Here is a 21,208-nt window from a genome sequence, read left to right on the forward strand (position 1 = left end):
TCTAAAAACTAGACACTCAAAAAAGTGCTAACTCTTTAAAACCTAAAACTCGATTTGATGATGGGAGATATGGGCAAAGAAAGCATTTTGGTCAATTACTACAACAGTGTTCCCAGTGCCAGATAATTGGTGCAAAAGCTCGGCAAGAGGTGCGTATTCATGATGAGAAAGACCACTGGTTATATTCTCAAAAATGATCAAGGCCCCTTGAGTTTTTTTATCTAAAAGACTTAAAAGTTGCAGCCTTTGTCTCTCTCCACCAGAGAGAGAAACGAGTGTTCTATCAAGTGAGAGATAGTCTAATTTTAAAATTTTAAAGTATTCAAAAATTCTCTTTCCCTTCGGTGTTAATCTGATGTGATTTAAAACTTCTGATAGAGGTTTATTAAAAGCTTCGTAAACTGTCATCGTCCCATCTGAGATATTTGCATAATATGGTTTAAGCTTTTTCCCCTGACAGTCTTCACAGACAAACTCCACGTCTTCCATGAAATACATCTCAACGGTTTTCACTCCACGCCCTTCACAACTCGAACATTGTCCTAGCTCAGAATTTGAAGAAAAATGCCCTTCTTTAAGTCCTAATTTTTTAGAAACTTCTAAGTTAGCAAAGTACTTTCTCACAAAACCACCCAGGTCAGTATAAGTTGCAACAGTTGACCTCGAAGAGATTTTATCCAGACTGCTATTAATAACAATCACGCACGATAAATCATTGATGCCTTTCAGTTTTTTAAATTCATAATCCTCGAATGAAAGCCTCGTCCCATTGGTATATTTATGAACTTCGTTAGCAATAATATTGACGATAAAAGATGTCTTACCTGTACCCGACTCTCCATGAACCCAGTTAATCGCATCTTTTTGAATTTCAATTTTCTTCTTAGTCAGACCTCGAATGCTCGCATCTGTCAGTTCAATAAAAGTCTTCTTCCCACTTAGATCAAAATCCATTCGTGGAAGTTTCACCTTCTCTTCTTTGTAAGGCCCTTGATAAAGAACTTCTCCACCACGCCCACCTGCAAACGGCCCCATAAGAACGAGTTCATCAGAAGTCGATTTTAAAAACTCCGAGTGCTCTACCATTAAAATAGTATTGCCCTGATCGCGCAGTTTTCTTAAGTAGGTAATAAGTTTTTTCTGAGTCGCAAGACTCAACCCCAAACTCGGTTCATCCAAAACAAACAAAGACTGAGATCCTTCATAAGAAAGATACTTCGAAAGCAGCAATCGCTGATACTCACTGGAGCTCATCGAACGAACTTTTCTCGTATTCTGCAAATGCCCTAACCCTAAATCATCACTCACACTATAAAGTCTCTCTAGCTTCTCAAACGTGCTGATCAGTTTTTCATACTTCAATTTATCAATGAGATCCTTCTTAATATTCGCCAACATAACTTTCGAATTTTCAAAATTCAATTTCAAAAAATCTTTGAAAGTCACAATGCTATCTTTCAATACAAGAGTCACACTTCCCGCCTCTTCAGAAACTCTCGTTCCTTCGCAGGCCGCGCACAACATTTCTGTCTGCATGCTTCTCATATAAATACGAATGTTCTTTTTATAGCGTTGAGTTTTTAAGTACTCAAAATAATCATTAAACCCTTCGTATTTTCCATGTCCTTCATAGAGGAATTTCCAAATACTCTGCGGCTGATCTTTAAATGGAATATCTAAATCATATCCAAGCTTTTTTGCTTCTTTCAAAAACGCCGGCAACAAATGTAAAAAATGCGAAAAATTTAAAAAGTTAATCGCTCCTTCTTTAATACTTTTCGTCGGATCTTTTACCAGTTTTTCTCTATCATAAACTAGAATCGCACCATGCCCTTCACAAGTCGGACAGGCACCAAGAGCATTGAGTGGAGAAAGTGATTCAACAGTCGTCACCTTCGAAGACGGTGCCTTCTTACTACAAATCGGACATCTATATTCAAACGTATTTTTAAACTGCGCTTTCTTTTTGCCACTCAAAGAATAGAGTAAAAGCTCTGCTCCTTCTTCCAGTTTAGTTTCTTTAAACTTCGGCAGAATCAAATCCACACTCTTCTTTTTCACACGGAAAAGCTCATACCACTGATCTTCTTCGTTAAACTCTTTGACAGATTTCCCATCAAAAGTTCTCGACGGATTAAACTCATTCGAGACGTTCCTTCTATAATCTTCGGCCTTACAAAATAAGTGATAGACTTCATCTTCACCGCTCTTATCTTTCGCCAGATTAGTCACCACCGTCTCAAGCGCCATATACTTTTCATACGGCACATGATGATCCGGACAAACAAATGACCCCAACTCCATAAACAGGCGCTGTAATCTCTCGTGCCCACCCATTACATCCAGGGCCACCGGACGCGAGTTAATAACCGGATTATGCTGAGGAAGTCCCCAGGCCGGTAAAACCGGATAAATGCTATCGACGTCTACCGTATGAGGGATTTCCCAAAAGAACTTCATATCGGTCGGAAGCGAGTTAATAAAACGCCTTTTGGACTCAGTTAAAAGTGTATGGAAAGCCAGCGAGCTCTTCCCAGACCCCGAAGGCCCAGCAATACACGTGATTTTTCCCAGAGAAATATCAATATCGATGTTTTTTAAATTATGTGTGCGAGCACCGCGGACTTTTATGATGTTTAAGTTCTGCATGGAAGGGATTTTAGGCCCAGAAAACAAAAAAGCCTACATTTCTGTAGGCTTTTATATACTGACAAAATATAGACAAAAATATTATCTTTTTGAGAATTGGTATCTCTTACGAGCACCTGATCTACCAGCTTTCTTACGTTCAACAGCTCTTGGATCTCTTGTTAGGAATCCTGCAGCTTTAAGTTCTGGACGAAGGTTTGGTTGAACTTTAATTAGGGCTCTTGAGATTCCTAATCTGATTGCTCCAGCTTGTCCTGAAATTCCGCCACCGTTAACGTTGATTACGAAGTCAAATTTCTCAAGAAGTTTAGTAAGATTTAGAGGTTGATTAACAACATAAAGGTTAGTTTCTTGTTTGAAGAAATTTTTAAGATCTCTTTTATTGATTGTGATTTTACCTGTCCCAGCGGCCATGTAAACTCTTGCAACAGCAGTTTTTCTTCTTCCGATTGCGTGAGTATCGTATGTTTTACCTTTTGCAGCCATGATATGATCCTTTTATTACTTTAATTTATATTCTGTAGGGTTCTGAGCAGCGTGATCATGAGATGCGCCAGCGAAAACCTTAAGTTTTGTTAATTGTTTTCTTCCAAGAGTATTTTTTGGAAGCATTCCTTTTACAGCTTCCATAAGGATTTCTTCTGGATGCGACTCAAGCATTTGCTTAGCCGTTCTAGATTTAATTCCACCTGTGAAGTTTGTGTGCCAGAAATAGTCTTTGTCATTCCACTTGTTTCCAGTGAACTTAACTTTATCTGCATTGATAACTACTACGTAGTCACCAGAATCAGTATTGTATGTGAATTTTGGATTCAATTTCCCTCTTAGAAGATCTGCAATTTGAGTTGCAAGTCTACCTACGATTTGGTCTTGAGCATCGACAACGAACCATTTTTTGTCTGCTTCAGCTGGCTTTAGAACGAATGATTTTTGAGTATACATAAACGCTTTCCCTTAAAGTGATCCCTTCAGTTAAACTTTCCGAAACGAAAAATTACGAAGTATTAATTCAAATATAAAATGCAGAAAAATGCAAGTGTTGTCCCTTATAACGAGTTTTTCGGCCCTCCGTCAAGCACTTCTTCGAGAAGAATCTGAAAAGATACTTTCTTGTTTATGCGTCAATTGGGATCTAAAAGAAACCTATTGATAGATGGAAGCGACCTACTGAGTCACGTTGCTGGTCTGGATAAGTCTTGCGTTGCAGCTTGAAGCCGTAATCAAAATCTAAGGAACCTACAGGTGTCACATACTTAAGCCCCGCGCCAACAGAAGTTCTTAGCTTCATTGGTTGGAAATCATCAACGTAGACTCGTCCTGCGTCAAAGAAAATTCCGATTTTTATCGCGTCGGTGAGATTGTAGCGCGGTTCGAACTTTAGTGCAGTAAAATAAGCTTCTCTTTGAACAATTACTTCACCGATCGGAGTTCCGTCGATTAAGCGGTTAATTTCGCCTTCATCATATCCGCGGATTTCATCATAACCGTCTAACCTAAAAACCTTTATACTTGGAATGTATCCACGGGTCTTCGGCTGTCCATTAGCATTTAAGACCGTGTTTCCATTGTTATCTACCAATTTCTCTTCAGCAAAGTTTTTCTGATATCCGGCCGCAATTGAAAGGGCCACAACGAAATCGCCCATAGGGTAATAAAAGCGGTTTCTACTGATAACTTTAACGAAGTTTACTTCCAGCTCTTTTTCTTTCATTGATCCAAAGAAATTATTCGCCCACTCTGATGAAAGAGTGAAAAAAGCACCTTTTCTAGGATTAATGGCATCGTCTCTTAAGTCCCATGTAACAGTCGGAGTAATACCGCCGATGGAAAAGTTGTCATTATCCTTAGTCTCAGTAGCGTCGAACTGAACAATGCGCTCAAACTGGTATTTTACTGAAGAAGAGAATGTTCTTGTGAAGTTCTTTGAAATCTGTGGAGAAATTCTAAAAATATCAGCATCGAAACCATAGAAGCGGATTCGCTGGAATGTTGAAGATAACTCGAACTCTAATTGAGTCTTAATCATATTATAAAAGACATAAGGCTCAACGAATGAAGCTTTGGCCGAGTATTCGAACAGATCTTTATTTTCTGACTTTCTTCTTTCATCAAAACCATCAAGATTAAATCTTTTGTTACCTTGTAAACGAAGAGATGCTGATCGGTTCATTCCACTGATATTGTTATAAGTAACACCCGTTGAAAGCTTTGCTCCAAGGTCAGTACGATACCCTGGGGCAACTTCTATAAGTCCGAAGTCCTTCTCTTTCACCTGAATAACCAGGTTAGTTTTCGGACAACTGGTCGCTTCCGATTCGTACATCATATAAGGAGTGATTCGCAGTGAAGAAAATAAGTTTAGTCCAGAAAGCCTTTGTCTTAGGTCTTCTAGCTTTTTAGGCGTAATAAGATCACCTTGTTTCAAATCAATTTCACGATTGATAACTCGCGTGTTGGTTTGAACATTTCCGTTGATGATCGCTTCATTATAACAAATCTTTTTATCGAGATTAATTTCTGGCCTTAAGTCCACGCTTGCATAAGATTTCTCATACACCAAAAGTGTGTCTGAATTTAGATTTGTGATATTGGCGAAGTAATATCCTTCATTTTGGAAATAAACGATCATCTTGCGAAGATCATTTTCCAATTCGATGATATTAACAGGAGAGCCTTCTTTATTAATTAGAGCAGTCTTCGCTTGTGCCGCAAGATCATCCGGGACCTTTGCGAAAGTTATGTTCTTCAGAATGACTTGTTGTTTTTCAGCAATTCCATATTCGATTGTGACAGAATCATCTTCATCATTACTCACAACTCTTGGCCTTGAAACTTCAATAAAAACAAAACCGCGGCTCAAATACTCTTTTTTAAGGATGTCTGAAAACTCATCAAAGAATGACTTATCATAAAAGCCCCCTTTTGCCAGGGCCGTTGCATGACTCTTAAAGATGTCATTGATCTCTTCATTTTTTAAAAAGGAATTTCCACGATAGCTGATATCGCTGACTTTAATTTTAAAACCTTCATCAATAACAAAAAAGTAATTGATGACTTTGAGTTTTGAAGCATCCACTCCTTCGCTTTGATAATTTGTGACTTTAGTTTGATAGAAACCAGCATCTTCATATTCATCGGCCAGGAAGCTTGCTAAATTTTTGACATCCACCTTACCAAATTCATTTCTTATCTTATCCAGTAACTTTGTTCTTAACTCCTGATGGCTAAAAATGTGATTGCCTTGGAATTCAAAATTTATGCGATCTTTTAAATCCATCGTAATTTTAACAATCAGCTCATTTTCAGTTCCACCTAATTCAGTTTTAATAACTGAATTAAAGTATCCACCAGTGAAGAGTTCTTTAGAGATTAAATCTGTTTGAATTTTTAATGTTAAGGCATCGTATGGGCGCTTCACAACTTCCTTGAAATAACCCTTAAAGCGTTTTTCCATTTCCTGATTAGACCATTCAATGCGTTTAACAATTGCACCTTTGGCCGGTGTAATGTCTGCGGCATTGGCCATGAGGCAAAAGCCAAGCGCACATAAAAGAATAAGTCTTTGGAGTAAAATCAAAACGACTTCCTCCACTTTAAATCGGCCCCGAGTGAATTAGGAGTCGTTGACGTATTTTCTTCCTCAGTAGGTTTTACTTCGTAAACTCCTTCCAGTGAAAAGTTTTTATTAATTTTTAAATTGATATTCATCTCTTGTTTCTGCTCAAGTGATCCACCAATAGTACTGGAAAGAGAAACATCCACACGGTTATTAATTTGTTTATTGATTTTAATTTTAGTCGCTGATTTCAGACGACTTGTTCCACCTTCACTGATAGCTGATTTTCCGGAAATAAGAGTAGTCTCATCTTCTTTGAATTCCGGCTGCACACTTAGCTTCACCCCAAGAGTTGCATTCAAGTCTTCATTGATTTTCAATTGATCCACTAAAAGAGTTCCTATTCCTACAGTTGTTACAAATCTTCTTTCACTGGCTTCCAGGTTTTTTGACATGTCTGAGGTAACTCCTAAAGTAAGAAGTGAGAGAAGGTCCTCTTTTGACAATGCTGGCTCTGAAGATAAATCAATATTAACTTTAGAGATACTTCCTGATAAATCAAGCTTCATATCGTAGTCATTGATTTTAGCAACTCCGACGAACTTTAAATCAGAAACTCTATTTTTCCCACGATCCCTGATTTCCACATAACCCTGATTTAAAGCAAAGTCATGGCCTTTGAATTTAAATTTACTGATATTAGGAAGTGTTTCTAATCGCGTATTTAATTCCGGAGACTGAACATCTCCTGTCACTAATCCGTTACCTCTAACATACACTTCGGCCATATTGTTTTTAATCACAATTGGGTTTGCTATTTCAAAAGATAAATTCAGTGTAATGATTCCCTTATTTCCCAAGAAGTCTTTTTCTGGAAGATATTTTTTATACTCATCAATTGAGACCTTATCTTCTTTCATTAGATCTGCCGGATCATCAAGGATTTCACCATGCTGAAAAATGACTTTACCATTTAACTTATAAGGCAAATCTGTTCCAGTTAATGTCCCTGTGCTGCTAATGAGAACATTTGATCGCTTAAATAAAGGCACTAATGAACGGTCAATTTGATAATTAAGATTAATGTCCGGATAAAGGTCATCAAAAAGAATTTTTCCTGCAACTTTAAATTCTCCTTCTCCGTAATTTCCGTTCATGCGAGTTACTTCAAAGGCTTCACCTTTTTTTACAACTGCATAATTAAAATTGGTAACAAAACCTGGAAGACCTTTAATTTTCAGTGAGTGATTATCACCATAAAGATTAAAATCCTTTACGCTAATTTTTTTATCTAAAACAACTAAATCTGTTCCCTTAATGATACCTGTCGCGCGTTCAACCTGATCCGTTACAATCTCTAGCAGACTCGCCTTCAAAGCAAACTTATGTTCCAGAGCAATAACTCCGTTAGAAATATTGCGCCCTCTACTTAGAAGAAATTCATTACCGTCACGAAGGCGAAGATCCCATTTTTTAACCACACCATCATCAACTTCAATTTTGTTAAACCTTGGGTCGACAGCAAACTTAATGTCTCCTCTCGCCAGATTAAATTGATCGATATTCAAGAAGAACTTTCTGACTCCAAGAGAGCCAGTACTAACCTGCATATTTAACTGTGCCTTGATTTTTCCAGTAATTCCTTTATCGGTCATATTATGGCTAGAGAAAATTCCTAAAAACTCTCTTAAATCATTTGTATCGATGCTCGATTTAATAGCAGCAATACCTGTTTTAAAACTCATCAGAGAATCGACTTTAATCTTTCCGCCAAGCAAGCTTCCATTAGTCACAATATCATTTGAATTAATATAAAAGATCGCATTTGACGAAGAGGCCGGCATATTACCAATAAATGCATTCGTCACTCTTGTTTTAAAGCGTGAGCTAAAATCATCAGTTGTTCCATTACCATCAAAATCTAAAAATAAATCACCATCATATTCAAGGCTCAAGTTACGATAGAAATTGAAATCGCGAAGTCTCAGCCCTTGTGTCCCTCCACTAAGCTCAATGAAGTTATTGGCAAGGTTGATATTAACGTTAGCGTTTAGCTCCCCACGTGACTTATTAATTTTAATTTGCTTTAAGCTCAATAGATTATTAGCAAGAGAAAGCTTTAATGCTATTTTCTCAGCTTCTTCGCCAGCAATTTTTAATTCAGTTCCATTAACCTGTCCTTCGACTTTTAAAGTTGCAAGGTCATAACCACCTTTGATGGTATAGCTTGAAGAAAAATTAAACTCTGGATCTGCTGGTAATTTAATATTTTTGAAAACTAAATGGAGCATCTTTCTGGCATCAGAGAAACTCGAGTTCTTAAAATCAATCTTTACATCCAGACCTTCACGAGGGCCATCAAAGCCCAGGGTTCCTGAAGCAGTGTAATTTGATTTATTGTAAATTCCTTCAAGAGAGCGGATATCAAGAACCAACTCTTCCAGGTGCAAAGAAAAATCTGCTTTCACTTTACCAAAATTTAAATCCACAACACTGAAGTTATTCCAATCTACGTTAAAATTAAAAACAACATTATTTAATGGCCCTGTGACTTTTACTGTTGCTGGTCCCGCTCCTTCAATGGCAATTCCAGAGATAGGGCCCAAAGATTTCATATCAATTTTTGAATCAGTCGTAGCAATATCGATTCCCTTGTCTGAAATCTTTCCTTTTGCTAAAATTTTTGAATTTGGCATTGAAGCTTTGATATCTACATTGACTGAAAAATCCTGATTGATCGTGATCGCACTATTTTCAAGAGAGAATCCAGGATTCTTTAAAATATCTTTTTTACCATTCGAAGTCGTTAGTCTGAAGTTCTTGATTTGTACTTTGTCTTTTATTGTAAAGACCGCTCTATCTTCAAATAACGAAGCTTCCACATCACCCGTTAAAGATCCTTTCAATGTACCTAGTGAATCTTTTGTCGAAAGTAGAAAGGTATCTGTATAAGCATTTTGTAAACGTAAACTAAAATTAAAATTGGTGAATTTTTCAACTTTCAAATCATAAAAGGCCTGAGGCTTCCTCAGGGTATATGACTCAACTCCTCTAGTCGCACTTAACTTATTGGCCACGATTAAGTTTTTCTTTTTGCTGACGACTCCGTTTACCACTTCCAACTCAATCCATTCTGTAATCACATTCTTCGCACTGAATGTAACTGTTGCATCCGGATCATCAATTATCCCTGTGGTTTCAAACTTACCTTCAACGTCACCCTGAATGGATCTGATATCTTCCGGAAGCATTTTTAGCGTACTTAAAATACTTTCCGCATTGGCTTTCAAAGTTCCGTTTGAATTTAAACGAAGAGTCCCACCTTCATTAAATGCCACTCCACGGATAGAAACTTCATTTTGGTTTTGAACGACTTTTAAATCTTCTACTCTCCATTCATCTTTTTCCATGCTCGCAAGAAGCTGAATATTATTTATCTCAATAGGTGGCAAATTTTTATTATCATGAGCAACTTTAAGATTTGCCACATCAGCTTTCAGACGGGCCCTAAGTCTTTGTGGGGAAAATGTTAGACGATTCACATCCATTGAAGTCTTATCAACAATCAGCTGGATTTTTTCAAGAGTTAGAAGATTTAAACGAACAGGAATGCTTGTCAGTACCTCTGTGTATTTAATAAAAATTTCTTTTGTCTTTAAATCACGAAGGACAATATCAGTATCGTCTTTTTTATGAGTCGTAAGATTTACCGTTCCATTTCTTAAACTGAATTCATCAACTTCCAACTCACTGGCGATAAAGCTTGAGTAAGTAAAAGCGACTTCAAGTTCTTCCGCGATAATTCCTACATCCAAAAGTTTTGGATCGGATTTAGAAATTTTTACATTTTTAAAAGTTGTAGATAATGGAAAGAGACTAAAGTCCACTCCGGTAAAACTAAGTTTTGCCCCGGCCTTTTCAGTTAAGATTTTAGAAACCTTAAGCGAAGCTTCTCTGGAAAACCTTTCAGAGTGTATGAATCTCCACCCACCATATAAAGTGAGACAAGTAATTCCCAAGAATATTAAGATAATCCTATTTAATATCTTCAAGTTCTCTAAGCCTATCTCCCACTAGTCGATAGTGTGGATTGTGTTTTTTAATTGATACAAAAAGCTCACGGGCCTGTTTGTGTTTTTTTAGTTTCAATAAACTTTCTGCTTTCAAATAATTAAATGCCAGGACTTCATCTGGAAGTAACGGCTCAGTTTCAAAAGTGTCGTCTATTAAATCTGTTACTTTATAAAATTCATTATTGTTGAATAAGGCCTGTGCCAACATGAACTGAATACCTGCTCTAAGTTTTACTTCTTTCACAAGTGGGATCACTCTCTCACATAAGCGCACAACAACTTTATCCATTCCGAGTAAACCAAAAGCAACGATCATGTCTTTGCCTTTATCTAACAACTCAGCATCATCAAGGTTTTGAATTGAAACCAGGATTCTCTTTTGCTCAGTAATACTTGGTTCTTTCACACCTGAGATAACATCCATTGCTAACTGATCATAGTCAACATTTAATGAGTCATTATCATTGGCAGAAGTTTTATCTGGTGCTTTAACTTCAAATGCTTTCAAGTTAACTTTTTTCTCTCGAAGAAAAGCTAAAATGTTTTCAGAGTGTTTATCTTTTTTCAACTTGCGTGATTTTTCAGCAAGCAAAAGAAAAAGTTCTTTATCGTAATAGAATTTCAGAATGTATTCGTAAGAAAGTTTCCAGTGTTCTAGTGTCCACTCAGTCTCTTCCAATAAGAAATTTCTTAGAATATTTTTTGAGTTTTTCCACATCTCTGGATGATGTTCAAACCCACTTGAATCCTCCAATGAAAACTGCCCTTTTTTCCCAAGAATAGCTTGTAGCATCGGGAATTTTTTATGGGTTGTAATAAACTTTGCTTCAGCTAATTCCGTCATGAGTTTTTTAAGTGCAGGCACTCTTTTTAATTCAATCAAATTATTTAAAAGTGCTTCGACATATTGCTTAGCGAGTTTGATTTTTCCAGATTCAAAGGCAATCTTCCACATCACAGAATAAAATCTCTGTGCGTGATCATGGCGATACTCAACATCTAGATTTTCAAAAATCCAGATGATCGATTCATTATCTTCGGTACTACTACGTTCTGAAATTTTTAAATCAAGAACGCGTAAAACCAATGTCCATTTTTTCTCATCGATTAAGCGATGAAGTTGCTCGATTTCCAATAATTTTCCCTTCACTCAAAAAGAAGTTAAGTTGTTGAGATTATAATTATTTTAACCCGAAATGGTCAGAAGATTGAGGGGCAAATATATGCCCCTCAAATTATTTGTTGGAATTCTTGAGAAGATTACTTTTTATCTACAGTCGCGCGTTCTACGTAGTCACCAGTACGAGTATCAATTTTCAGTAACTCACCTTCTTTAATGAAAAGAGGAACTTTAACTTGAAGACCAGTTTCCATAGTTGCTTTCTTAGTTGCTCCAGAAGCCGTGTCACCTTTAAGACCTGGATCTGTTTCTGCAACTTTGATGTTGATGAAGTGAGGATGTTCAATCGAAATTGGACGACCTTTGTAGTAAAGAACTACAAGTTTTGATCCTTCCATTAAGTAATATCTATCGTCACCGATTTGGTCGTTTGATAGGTGGATTGTTTCGAAGTTCGATTGATCAAGGAAGTTGAATCCTTCTGTATCTGAGTATGTGTACTCTACTTCTTTTTCTTCTAGATCTGGTGCAGTTACGTTTGTAGAAACGCCTGATTTCCAAGTTCTTTCAATAACTTGACCAGTTTCTAGGTTTTTAATTCTAGCTGTAACGAAAGCAGAACCTTTACCTGGGTTAGTAAAATCAGATTTTAAAACGACGTAAGGTTTCCCATCAACTTCGATTTTTAACCCTCTTTTAATGTCGGTAGTGTCGTACATAGATATATTCCTTTTTAAAAAAGCTGAGTTTTCACAGCTGTGAGATATGCGATCTTTCCTAGGCCTTCCATTATGATAGTTGAAGCTTTTGCAGTCAACTTGATCTGTCTGAAGTCTTCGCGGCGATGAGTGTTAGAAATATGAACTTCAATCACCGGACACTTAACCATAGCAAGTGCGTCATAAATAGCCACACTCGTATGAGCGTAGGCACCTGGGTTAATTATTAATGCTTTATAATTTTTTTTAGTGGCCTCTTGAATCTTGGTAACGATCTCACCTTCGATGTTGGATTGGTACCACTCAAGATTTACGTTATCTTTCTCCAATGATTTTTCCGTGAAGGTTTGAATTTCTGCCAGCGTTAAGCTGCCATAAACCTCAGGTTCACGTGTGCCAAGCATATTTAAATTTGGCCCATTGATGATGAGAAAGTCGGTCTTGTTCATAGGCGTAACCTATCAAAGACGAGCTTGATAATCCAGTGCTCTTTTTTGGATTTTTTTCAGAAATTCAGTAAGCTTGTCTTCGATTTGGCGGGTTTTTTGGAGTTCCAATGATGGGGCTGCCGTAACGGCCGGAGCCGCTGACTTCTTTGCCGCGGCAGATGCCTTTTTATCTTCTTTGATCCCTTTGGCAATTTCTTTCATCAATGGTTCATTGGCAGCACCTAATTGCTGATCAAGAATACTCATTAAATTTTTACGGCCGTCTTCTTCTGAAATTTCTTTTAGTGGTTCCAGGTGTGGACGTGCGTGAGGGATCGTTATTTCTTTTGCGATCACTGGAGCAGCTTTCGGAGCTTTTGGTTTTTCTTCTTCGTAAGGGCCCATTAGAGCTTTGATCTCTAATATTTTATTGATGGTTCTTTCATCTGTTGGGTTTAGAATTAGGATCTTTTCTAAAACTTCTAAGGCCTTTTCAATATGGCCTTGACCGCAGTATAAATCGACTAATGTATGAGTGACTAATGGAACAGTTGTTGGAGCTACTTGAGGCCGATGACTCTCTGATGTTTGCTGTAACTGTACTTGTTCATCATCTTCTTCCGAGTCATCTGATGAATCGTCTTCGAAGTTTAGTTCAACATATGGGCCAGACTCTTTTGGCTCAGAAATTTGGTATGAGATTTCTTCTGAAGGCTTTGTTTCCACTTTTTCTTCTTCTGAAGAAAGGTCAACCGGAGCATCACCTTTTTTTAGATTCCAGAATTCATATGGATCTTCAGACTTTTTCTCTTTTTGATCGCGACTTAGATCAACGGCCATCCAGTCATCGAAATCAGCTTTGCTTGCTAATGGACGATTATCTAGTTTATCGATATCAAATAATTGATGATCGTGTTTTCTCTCATTTTTAAATTCTGATTCAGGAATGTAGATTGGTTGATGAACAGGTTTATATTGTTCTTCGATTAAGCTCTCAAGTGTCGCCACTTGCATTGCCACTTCTCTGTCTCTTGGGTTGATGAAAAGAAGATACTTGTAAGTATCAAGAGATTCTTCTCTGTAACCTAACTCTAAGCAGATATCTGCAAACAATTTTTGCAGACGAATATTATCGCGACTACTTTCCACCAAAGGTCTTAGTGTATTGTAGGCCAGTGAATATTGTTTTAAATCAAAATAGCAAAACGCTAGGCCTAAATAGCCCATCACGTAGGTTGGATGAAAACGAATTCCTTGTGAAAGAATTTCCATCGCCTTGTCAGTCATCCCTAACTTTCTATAAGTTTCCGCCAAAGGCGCAAACACTCTCGAGCGAGGATTTTTTTCATAATCCGCTTGATACTTTAGAAAGAGTGGTGAAAGAAGCTGTATTTTATCTTTGCTCATTTTTTATCTATTATCTACTAAACCAGCTTCTTCTGAGTTGATGATTCTTGGAGTTAAGAAGATGATCAACTCTTTCTTTTCTGTTACTGGATTGTATTGAGTTCTAAATAACCATCCAAGTAACGGGATGTCTTTTAAGAAAGGTACACCTGAATGACTTTCTGTATTTACATAAGTGTAGATACCACCGACAACGACCGTTGTTCCGTTATCGACCAGAACTTGAGTTTTAACAGTTCTTTTTGTTTCTGGTTTTGGTGCATTGTTGGCAACCTGAGTTCCTAATGAATCTTTTTGAACTGATACATCAAGAGAGATTGATCCTTCATTGGTAACTTGCGGAGTAACTTCAAGTTTTAACTTTGCATTCTGAGGTACCCAGTTACTTGTTGTTGTTCCATCTGCTGTCGATTGCTCAAGATAGTATGAGTTTTCATCCTGAACAATTTCAGCTTTTACGTTATTTTTTGTAATAACTTTTGGACTTGAAATAATCTTCGCCTTGTTTTCACTTTCCATAAGGTTTAGCTTGAAATCAAGGTTGATTAAGCGATTGAACCTTCCGATTGTTAAACCAAGTACGTTGTTAGCTTCACTAGGAGCAGTACTAAATGAGAATGACCCTGATTGAACCGCGGCACTTGGAGCTGAAATTGGATCGTATCCAAACTGAAGACCGTTTTCTAAACCGATTTCTTTTGAGTATCTTTCAACAACTTCAACGATTTTAGATTCGATTAGAACCTGTGGTGTTTGAGTATCAAGAAGCTCTACGATTTTTTTGATTTTTTCTACAACGTCTGCCGTATCCTTAACGATTAAAGAGTTTGTACGTGTGTCTTTTGCGATCTTTCCTCTTTTTTCGGTTGAGTATTCAACAACGATTTTTTGAAGATCGTCGATGTTGGCGAAACTGATTGGGAAGATTTTTGTTAAAAGTGGTTCTTGCTCAACTGCTGATGCTTTTGCTTTTTTTGCAATTTCTTGCTCTTTAGAGTAATTTTCGAAAGTATTAACAACTAAAATCATTCCATTCTTTGTTGCGACCAACTTGCTCATGTCTAAAACAGTATCCAAGGCCTGATCCCAAGGAACATCTACTAAATTTAAAGTAATTGGTGCAAGTTTTTTAACATCTTCAGCTAAAACAATGTTAAATCCTGATGTCTCAGCAATGATCTTTAAAATATCTTCTGGTGTGATATTTTTTAAGTTCATTGTAACTTTCTTACCAATGTATTTCTTGCGTCCTGACATTGTGATATTTTCAAGAATATCTTCAACAGAGTCTGATCTAGGAATATTTAACTTAGAAGCTTCTGCTGCTGAAACATCAGAAATTTTCTCTTTATAAGTTTGCCCTTCTTCTGCTTTCTTTTGAGAAAAAACTCCGAAACGATTTTCAATTTGAAGAATTACGCGATTAGGTTTTCTAACCAAAACCGATCTCACATTGTCTCTTAACTGGATAGCGATACGAATATCTTTATCTGACTTTGGCTTCTTATAGGCCTTAACAAATACAACTCCACCAGAAAACTCTGATGTATCAAATGCTCTCATAACTCTATCTGTTGCTGTAACATCAGTTAGGTCGATAATGATTTGCTTATCTTCTTTGACTTGGAATTTACTTGCTTGAACATTATTAGAATCGAAAATTAATTCAAGCTCACTAGTTTCACCCTTTTGGGTAAAATTGATGGCCTTCATATCAACTGCAGCACTAGCAATAGATGAAGTTAATAAACAAAATAAAACACTAAGAAAAAATCCTTTTTTCATGAAACTCATCCTTAAGTTGTCATGTTATATCCTCTATATTTTGAAGACTTATATTGATTATAGCATCATTTTTGAAAATGTTAGAATTTTTTGAGGTTTAATGACGGAGGGAATTAGTCGTTAGAAACTGGAATTACCGTTTCCAGATATTCATCTTGATCGTAAACATTACGGATTTTCTCAACTAAAACGACTCCCCCAGGGAGGATTGCTTTAACTTCGGCGCCGTTTTCTCCGACATGCATACCTTCCTTTAGATAATAAATATTATTATCTTTTTCTCCGCTCTCAGTTGTTACACCGATAACTTTTACAATGGCACGTCTTTCTGCTCCCAGAACAACTCCAGTTACGCGTAAACTTTCGAGAGGTTTATTTTCAAGGGAAGTATTAACGTTGCTATAAATACCGTCTAAATGGTTTTGCGCTTTAGCCTGGCTTAAACTTTTCTTTTTGTTAATTTTTCTTTTAAAGGGATCTCTAAGATCAAGTGGATTTTTAACATATGTCTTACTTTTAAATAGATTATATTCTCGTGCTTCTTCCTGAGCATGAGTCGCTAACGTACAAATAAAAAATATGATTAAAGCTAAATTTATTTTTTTCATTCAGCATTTTCCTTAACAGCTCTTGGTTTTTTAGTTGGAGCTCCCTGGTGCTTTTCATCTTTGAACTGTTGCTCAATTTCATCAATACCACGATCTTCTTTAAAGTTCGCATTGTATCTATAGGCTTCAATAACGACATCACCTTCAATCACTTGAAATTTACTTCTTTGAGGTAGCTCTGATTTTTTAAATGATGACTCTCCAACATTTAAAATTCTTTTATTTTCAGCAATTTTCTCAAACATAATAAGGAATTGTAAAAATGTCGCTTTAGCTTTTATTCTATATCTTCGAGCAATATAGAATCCTCTATCTGACTCCATTTCAGGTGCAATACTCAATTCTTTAATATTCACATCATCAGCCATTCTTCTTAATAAACTGATGTTGTCACTATCTGAGATTTCACTAGGAAGAAGCTGTTGCATTTTTTCAATTTCACGAGCAACTCGTTCAATTTTAACTTTTTCTTCCTCTATGTTTTTATAATAGTTAGTAATTTCTCTTTGAATTTTCTTATTTTTCGACAATTCAGCTCTACGAACTTCTTGCTGAGACTCAATATTCACAAGACGTTCATTGGCTTCAGAATATAGTGTATATAATTCAAAAGCTGCGTAGGCGATGATGAACCAGTGTAAATTTTTAAGTATTTTTTCCATGGGTTTATTTAGACCTCATGTCATAGTTAATAATCTTACCTTTCAGCTCAAAAACTTCATAATTTGTGGAAACACCATCAAGGTTATCTTTTCTGTTTTCTTGTCTAACTGGAGTGACACTTCCACCAAAATAAGGGGAATCATTGATATTGGTAATAAACTCTCCGACTGCTCTTGGTGTATATGATCCTCCCTCAATGGAAATTTCATTTTTTTCATTAATACTCATGCGATTAAACCAAACATCTTCTGGAATACTTCTAGCAACTTTTTCCAGAATCTTTTTTGGGTTTGTACGTGTCTTTAAAATTTCATCTACTTGAGTAGAACGACTTTGAAGTTTACTAACCTGAAGCTTGTAAGCATCTACTTGTGACTTAATGTTTGCATCTTTGTCCAATGCCGCTTTTATTTTGGTCGCCTGACTTGTTAAGGTTTGTAATGCTTCTTCTGCTTGAGTCGTTCTTTCAGAATAAACACTAGATACAATCACACTTGGAAGATAATAAATAACCAAAGCGACCCCAAGCATTTTAAGGTTAAGATTGTTTAAATCAATACCTAAAATTGTAGGAAGTACGACAGGTTGCTTCTTCTCGAGGAGGTTTAACTCAATCATTTAGGAAGACTCCTCATGGCCAATCCAATGGCACACACTCCCTTAAATGCTATTTCATTAATCATATCTTCAGAAATATTACTTTGATTATAAGTCATGGTCGTAAAAGGATTTAGAATTTGAACTTCTGTTTCAAACAACTCCTGTAGTGCTTCTGGTAAACCCGGAATCAATGCGCTTCCACCAGTAAGAACACAACCGTCAAATGCTTCTTCTGAAGTCGAATTAACCCAAAAATCGATAGTTTTCTTTAATTCTGTAAAAAAGGTATCAAGAACCTGATTAATTAAATCTACGATTTCTTCTGGGATATTCCCACTACCATCACCATGAATTTTTAAACTTTCAGCTTCATCATAATTCACACCCATCTGACGCTGAATTTCTTCTGTAATTGTTAAACCACCAATATTAATTTCTTTAAAGAAAACCAATACTCCGTTTTTATAGATCATAAAATGTGTTTTTTGAGCACCCAGATCCATTAAAATCCAAGTTTTTCCCTTGGCCTTAACTTCACTTCCCATAACACTTTCAAAAACATTTACTGTCGCTGCCGCATTTAGATCTACAATTTTTACTTTAAGACCTGTTCGTTCGATTATTTCTTTGAATGCTGCAATGACACTTTTTTTGGCAGCACCAATAATAACGTCAACCCCACCACCTTGATTCTCGCCGACAACACTAAATGAAATATTTCCTTCATCAATCGGAAAAGGTAGGTACTGCTCAGTTTCCCAAGTCACTTGATCTTCAAGCTCCTCATTGCTTCCACCAGCAAGCTGTAACCTTTTAATAAGAGTGTTCGGTCCTGATAACCCAAGACAAACAAACTTATTACTAGAATTTAATTCTTTAATACCTTGTTGAAGTGCTTTAATTATTTCATCTTCTTTTTGGATTTCATCTTCAATGATGGTTCCTTCCGGAAGTGTAATAGATGCATATTTATTGATTTTAAAGTTACCTTCAGAAATTTGAATTAATTCTGCAAACTTGATCGCACTGAGGCCTATATCGATACCGATAACACCTTTAGGACCGACATAAAAAATGTCGCCAATTTTGTCCTTTATATTTCCAATGATGTCTTTTGGATCCAATGCCCTTTACCTTCAAGAATTAATTATAATGAAATTATACATTTAATAACTAATTCTGATCAAGGAATATATGACATTAGATGTTTGAACCAGCTTTCGCCAAAAACTTGAAAAGCGCCAACTACGATAATAAACGGGCCAAAAGGTATAGGATTCTCTTTTTTAATTACCTTTGTTGCAATTAAAACAATTCCGACTAAAGCACCAAGAAAGCAACTTAAAAAAATATTTTGCATAATTCCTATAGGACCAAGATAAAAACCCAAAGCCCCATAAAGCTTTATATCTCCTCCTCCTAATCCAACTTCTCCTCTTAATAAGTAGAAAACCCAACTTACTAAAAGAGGAAAACCTAATCCAAGGGCACCGCCGATTAACCAAAAAGTCCAGGGATGACTAAACCAACTGACTAATAAAAAAAGTGCTGCGAGATAAAGATTAATTGAATCTGGAAGAATCTGATGCTTTAGATCAACTATGAAGTGAACCAGAAAGCAGCTGTAGACACTGAAAAAGAAAAAAAAGTTAAGTAAGGCCGGTGCAGATAGAGATGATGGTGCAATCAAAAAAGCAGCTAATGCGCTAATGATTTCAACAAATGGGTATTCCCAGGAAATTTTAGAGTCACAGCCTGAACATTTTCCACGAAGAAATATATAACTTAAAACAGGTATATTCTCATACCAGGAAATAACTTTATTGCAACTTGTACAAGAAGAGCGAGGTACAGCGATATTAATATTTCGTGGAAGCCTATAAATAAGTGCATTTAGAAAACTTCCTACTAGTAATCCAAAAATAGTTGCAAATATTATTAAGAAAATTTCCAAAATTAATCCAGGTTTTTATTTTTAAAAAGCAACATTATTAATGCGAACATAGCGGTTAAGTATAACAAAGCATATGCTTGAGTCATTACAAGATAATTTAAATCTATCGTTTGTTGATAAAGTAAAAAATCTTTCAAATTCAATTTATACAAATTAGGAATAAAGAAAAAGCATGTATCTATTATTAGCTTTAATACTGGGGATAGCTTTACAAGAATCAATCTAGAGGTTTCATTAAGCGCATGCCCCGTTACACATATCGCAAAAGTACAGATCACAGATAAAGTCACATTAGTTATTAGTGAAAAAAACACTGCAAAAACTAATATAATTAAAGCTTCAAAAAACGAAAATAGTAATACCCAAGGAAAAAGTGCTTGGCCTGTGCCTCCTTGTTGCATGAACAAGAATATACTTAATATTCCTAAGATAAGTGTATTTAATAATAATACAGATGAAAGACCTAGGATTTTCCCTAAAAGAAAAGATGTACGAGAAATAGGTCGAGATAGAATCATATACAAAGTACGTTGCTCAATTTCTTTACTCAATAATGTTGAACCGATAAATATCGCAATGGCAAGATTGGACAAAGACATGATTCCTAATCCAACATCAAGTGCTACTTTTGCAGATGCTCCATAGGCGAACTCTGAAGCAACATATGTAATTAATGATAGACCAAAGCCTAAGAACACAAGACCAAGCATTAACTTGCTTCTGTAAACTTCTAAAAATGTAAACTTTGCGATTGTTAATAATTTCATTTATTTTTTTATCTTATAAATAATTTCTTCTAATGTTGGTTTATCTTTTTCTAACTCCAGGATATTTACATTCTCTTGAAGAAAATTATTTAGAATTTGATTCTTCTCTTTTTCTTCAAAACGAATTGTTTCAATACTTTCCCCTTTTACATATCGAACTCTATATTGGTCACTGCTATGCTTTAAAATCAAACTATCGATATCTCCATCATAAAGAAGTTTCCCTTTTTCAATAAAAATAACCTTGTTACATATTTCTTCAACATCAGAAACAATATGACTGCTAAAGAAAATGGTCGTCCCATTTTCATTAAGCTCTTTTAAAATATTTTTGAAATCTCTTCTTCCTACTGGATCTAGACCTGAAAGAGGCTCATCTAATACTAAAAATTTGGGTGAATGGATTAATGCACTAATAAAACCAAGTCGCTGCTGCATTCCTTTCGAATACCCTTTAATTTGCCTATCTAGAGCATAATCAATCATTATCTTTTCAGACCATTTTTTAATCAAAGATTTGAGATCGTTTTTAGGTATAGAATTTATCGATCCTGTATATTCTAAAAATTCGCGACCTGTTAAATGCTGATAGAGATAAGCTCTTTCTGGTAAATATCCAATATTGGATTTAATTTCCAATACACTTTCTCCAAGAATTGAATCAAATTTTAATTCTCCAGAAGTTTGGCGACTAAAATCCATAAGTATCTTAATTAGAGTTGTCTTCCCTGCACCATTGGCGCCTAAAAACCCAACCAGATCTCCTTCATGAATTTGAAATGAAACATTATCCAAAGCTAGAATGTTTTTTTCCCAAAAGTGATTTTGAAATTTTTTAGAAATATTAACGAATTCAATCATAATGATATATTATAGAAA

Annotated in this window: 17 protein-coding genes; all 17 read right to left on the bottom strand. The window is 35.9% G+C overall.

Annotated features, from left to right (window positions below; translation table 11 throughout):
• Positions 1 to 42: 42 nt before the first annotated feature.
• Complete coding sequence (locus SHI21_RS00430) at positions 43 to 2,649, bottom strand: excinuclease ABC subunit UvrA (protein ID WP_323574096.1); 2,607 nt, start codon at positions 2,647 to 2,649, stop codon at positions 43 to 45.
• Positions 2,650 to 2,730: 81 nt separating this feature from the next.
• The gene (gene rpsI, locus SHI21_RS00435) at positions 2,731 to 3,135 is read right to left on the bottom strand and encodes a 30S ribosomal protein S9 (RefSeq protein WP_323574097.1); all 405 of its coding nucleotides are present in this window, start codon (positions 3,133 to 3,135) and stop codon (positions 2,731 to 2,733) included.
• A gap of 15 nt (positions 3,136 to 3,150) precedes the next feature.
• Positions 3,151 to 3,591, bottom strand: a complete 441-nt coding sequence (gene rplM / locus SHI21_RS00440; protein WP_323574098.1) for a 50S ribosomal protein L13 — start codon at positions 3,589 to 3,591, stop codon at positions 3,151 to 3,153.
• 190 nt (positions 3,592 to 3,781) lie between these two features.
• Complete coding sequence (locus SHI21_RS00445; RefSeq protein ID WP_323574099.1) at positions 3,782 to 6,226, bottom strand: BamA/OMP85 family outer membrane protein; 2,445 nt, start codon at positions 6,224 to 6,226, stop codon at positions 3,782 to 3,784.
• Positions 6,223 to 10,224, bottom strand: a complete 4,002-nt coding sequence (locus SHI21_RS00450) for a translocation/assembly module TamB domain-containing protein (protein ID WP_323574100.1) — start codon at positions 10,222 to 10,224, stop codon at positions 6,223 to 6,225. The genes SHI21_RS00445 and SHI21_RS00450 overlap by 4 nt, the downstream gene beginning before the upstream one ends.
• A gap of 16 nt (positions 10,225 to 10,240) precedes the next feature.
• Positions 10,241 to 11,413 carry a CDC27 family protein gene (locus tag SHI21_RS00455; RefSeq protein ID WP_323574102.1) on the bottom strand — a complete coding sequence of 391 codons (1,173 nt, stop codon included), beginning with the start codon at positions 11,411 to 11,413 and terminating at the stop codon, positions 10,241 to 10,243.
• A gap of 125 nt (positions 11,414 to 11,538) precedes the next feature.
• A complete protein-coding gene (efp, locus tag SHI21_RS00460) occupies positions 11,539 to 12,117 on the bottom strand; it encodes an elongation factor P (protein WP_323574104.1) in 579 nt (192 codons plus the stop codon).
• Between the two features lie 14 nt (positions 12,118 to 12,131).
• The gene (locus SHI21_RS00465) at positions 12,132 to 12,566 is read right to left on the bottom strand and encodes a type II 3-dehydroquinate dehydratase (RefSeq protein WP_323574105.1); all 435 of its coding nucleotides are present in this window, start codon (positions 12,564 to 12,566) and stop codon (positions 12,132 to 12,134) included.
• A 12-nt stretch (positions 12,567 to 12,578) separates the two neighbouring features.
• On the bottom strand, positions 12,579 to 13,952 hold the full coding sequence (locus SHI21_RS00470; RefSeq protein ID WP_323574106.1) for a tetratricopeptide repeat protein: 1,374 nt from the start codon (positions 13,950 to 13,952) through the stop codon (positions 12,579 to 12,581).
• Positions 13,953 to 13,955: 3 nt separating this feature from the next.
• Positions 13,956 to 15,737, bottom strand: a complete 1,782-nt coding sequence (locus SHI21_RS00475) for a type IV pilus secretin PilQ (RefSeq protein ID WP_323574108.1) — start codon at positions 15,735 to 15,737, stop codon at positions 13,956 to 13,958.
• A 113-nt stretch (positions 15,738 to 15,850) separates the two neighbouring features.
• Positions 15,851 to 16,345: a pilus assembly protein PilP gene (locus SHI21_RS00480; RefSeq protein ID WP_323574110.1), complete on the bottom strand. Its 495-nt coding sequence runs from the start codon at positions 16,343 to 16,345 to the stop codon at positions 15,851 to 15,853.
• On the bottom strand, positions 16,342 to 17,007 hold the full coding sequence (gene pilO, locus SHI21_RS00485; protein ID WP_323574112.1) for a type 4a pilus biogenesis protein PilO: 666 nt from the start codon (positions 17,005 to 17,007) through the stop codon (positions 16,342 to 16,344). The genes SHI21_RS00480 and pilO overlap by 4 nt, the downstream gene beginning before the upstream one ends.
• Before the next feature lie 4 nt (positions 17,008 to 17,011).
• Positions 17,012 to 17,626, bottom strand: coding sequence for a PilN domain-containing protein (locus tag SHI21_RS00490; protein ID WP_323574114.1), 615 nt, complete (start codon positions 17,624 to 17,626; stop codon positions 17,012 to 17,014).
• The gene (gene pilM / locus SHI21_RS00495; RefSeq protein ID WP_323574117.1) at positions 17,623 to 18,732 is read right to left on the bottom strand and encodes a type IV pilus assembly protein PilM; all 1,110 of its coding nucleotides are present in this window, start codon (positions 18,730 to 18,732) and stop codon (positions 17,623 to 17,625) included. Before pilM ends, SHI21_RS00490 begins: the two co-directional genes overlap by 4 nt.
• Positions 18,733 to 18,791: 59 nt before the next feature.
• The gene (locus SHI21_RS00500; protein ID WP_323574119.1) at positions 18,792 to 19,562 is read right to left on the bottom strand and encodes a prepilin peptidase; all 771 of its coding nucleotides are present in this window, start codon (positions 19,560 to 19,562) and stop codon (positions 18,792 to 18,794) included.
• A gap of 2 nt (positions 19,563 to 19,564) precedes the next feature.
• Positions 19,565 to 20,329 carry an ABC transporter permease gene (locus SHI21_RS00505; RefSeq protein ID WP_323574121.1) on the bottom strand — a complete coding sequence of 255 codons (765 nt, stop codon included), beginning with the start codon at positions 20,327 to 20,329 and terminating at the stop codon, positions 19,565 to 19,567.
• Positions 20,330 to 21,190, bottom strand: coding sequence for an ABC transporter ATP-binding protein (locus SHI21_RS00510; protein ID WP_323574123.1), 861 nt, complete (start codon positions 21,188 to 21,190; stop codon positions 20,330 to 20,332). It lies immediately after the preceding gene.
• Positions 21,191 to 21,208 lie beyond the last annotated feature (18 nt).

The sequence above is a fragment of the Bacteriovorax sp. PP10 genome (assembly GCF_035013165.1).
Classification (GTDB): domain Bacteria; phylum Bdellovibrionota; class Bacteriovoracia; order Bacteriovoracales; family Bacteriovoracaceae; genus Bacteriovorax; species Bacteriovorax antarcticus.

Bases quoted from the DNA above. Each gene is read 5' to 3' on its own strand.
- SHI21_RS00480 (WP_323574110.1), bottom strand. From the start codon at position 16,345: ATGAAAAAAATAAATTTAGCTTTAATCATATTTTTTATTTGTACGTTA.
- SHI21_RS00430 (WP_323574096.1), bottom strand. From the start codon at position 2,649: ATGCAGAACTTAAACATCATAAAAGTCCGCGGTGCTCGCACACATAAT.
- efp (WP_323574104.1), bottom strand. From the start codon at position 12,117: ATGTACGACACTACCGACATTAAAAGAGGGTTAAAAATCGAAGTTGAT.
- SHI21_RS00475 (WP_323574108.1), bottom strand. From the start codon at position 15,737: ATGAAAAAAGGATTTTTTCTTAGTGTTTTATTTTGTTTATTAACTTCA.
- pilO (WP_323574112.1), bottom strand. From the start codon at position 17,007: ATGGAAAAAATACTTAAAAATTTACACTGGTTCATCATCGCCTACGCA.
- rplM (WP_323574098.1), bottom strand. From the start codon at position 3,591: ATGTATACTCAAAAATCATTCGTTCTAAAGCCAGCTGAAGCAGACAAA.
- SHI21_RS00470 (WP_323574106.1), bottom strand. From the start codon at position 13,952: ATGAGCAAAGATAAAATACAGCTTCTTTCACCACTCTTTCTAAAGTAT.
- SHI21_RS00465 (WP_323574105.1), bottom strand. From the start codon at position 12,566: ATGAACAAGACCGACTTTCTCATCATCAATGGGCCAAATTTAAATATG.
- SHI21_RS00505 (WP_323574121.1), bottom strand. From the start codon at position 20,329: ATGAAATTATTAACAATCGCAAAGTTTACATTTTTAGAAGTTTACAGA.
- SHI21_RS00510 (WP_323574123.1), bottom strand. From the start codon at position 21,190: ATGATTGAATTCGTTAATATTTCTAAAAAATTTCAAAATCACTTTTGG.
- SHI21_RS00490 (WP_323574114.1), bottom strand. From the start codon at position 17,626: ATGATTGAGTTAAACCTCCTCGAGAAGAAGCAACCTGTCGTACTTCCT.
- rpsI (WP_323574097.1), bottom strand. From the start codon at position 3,135: ATGGCTGCAAAAGGTAAAACATACGATACTCACGCAATCGGAAGAAGA.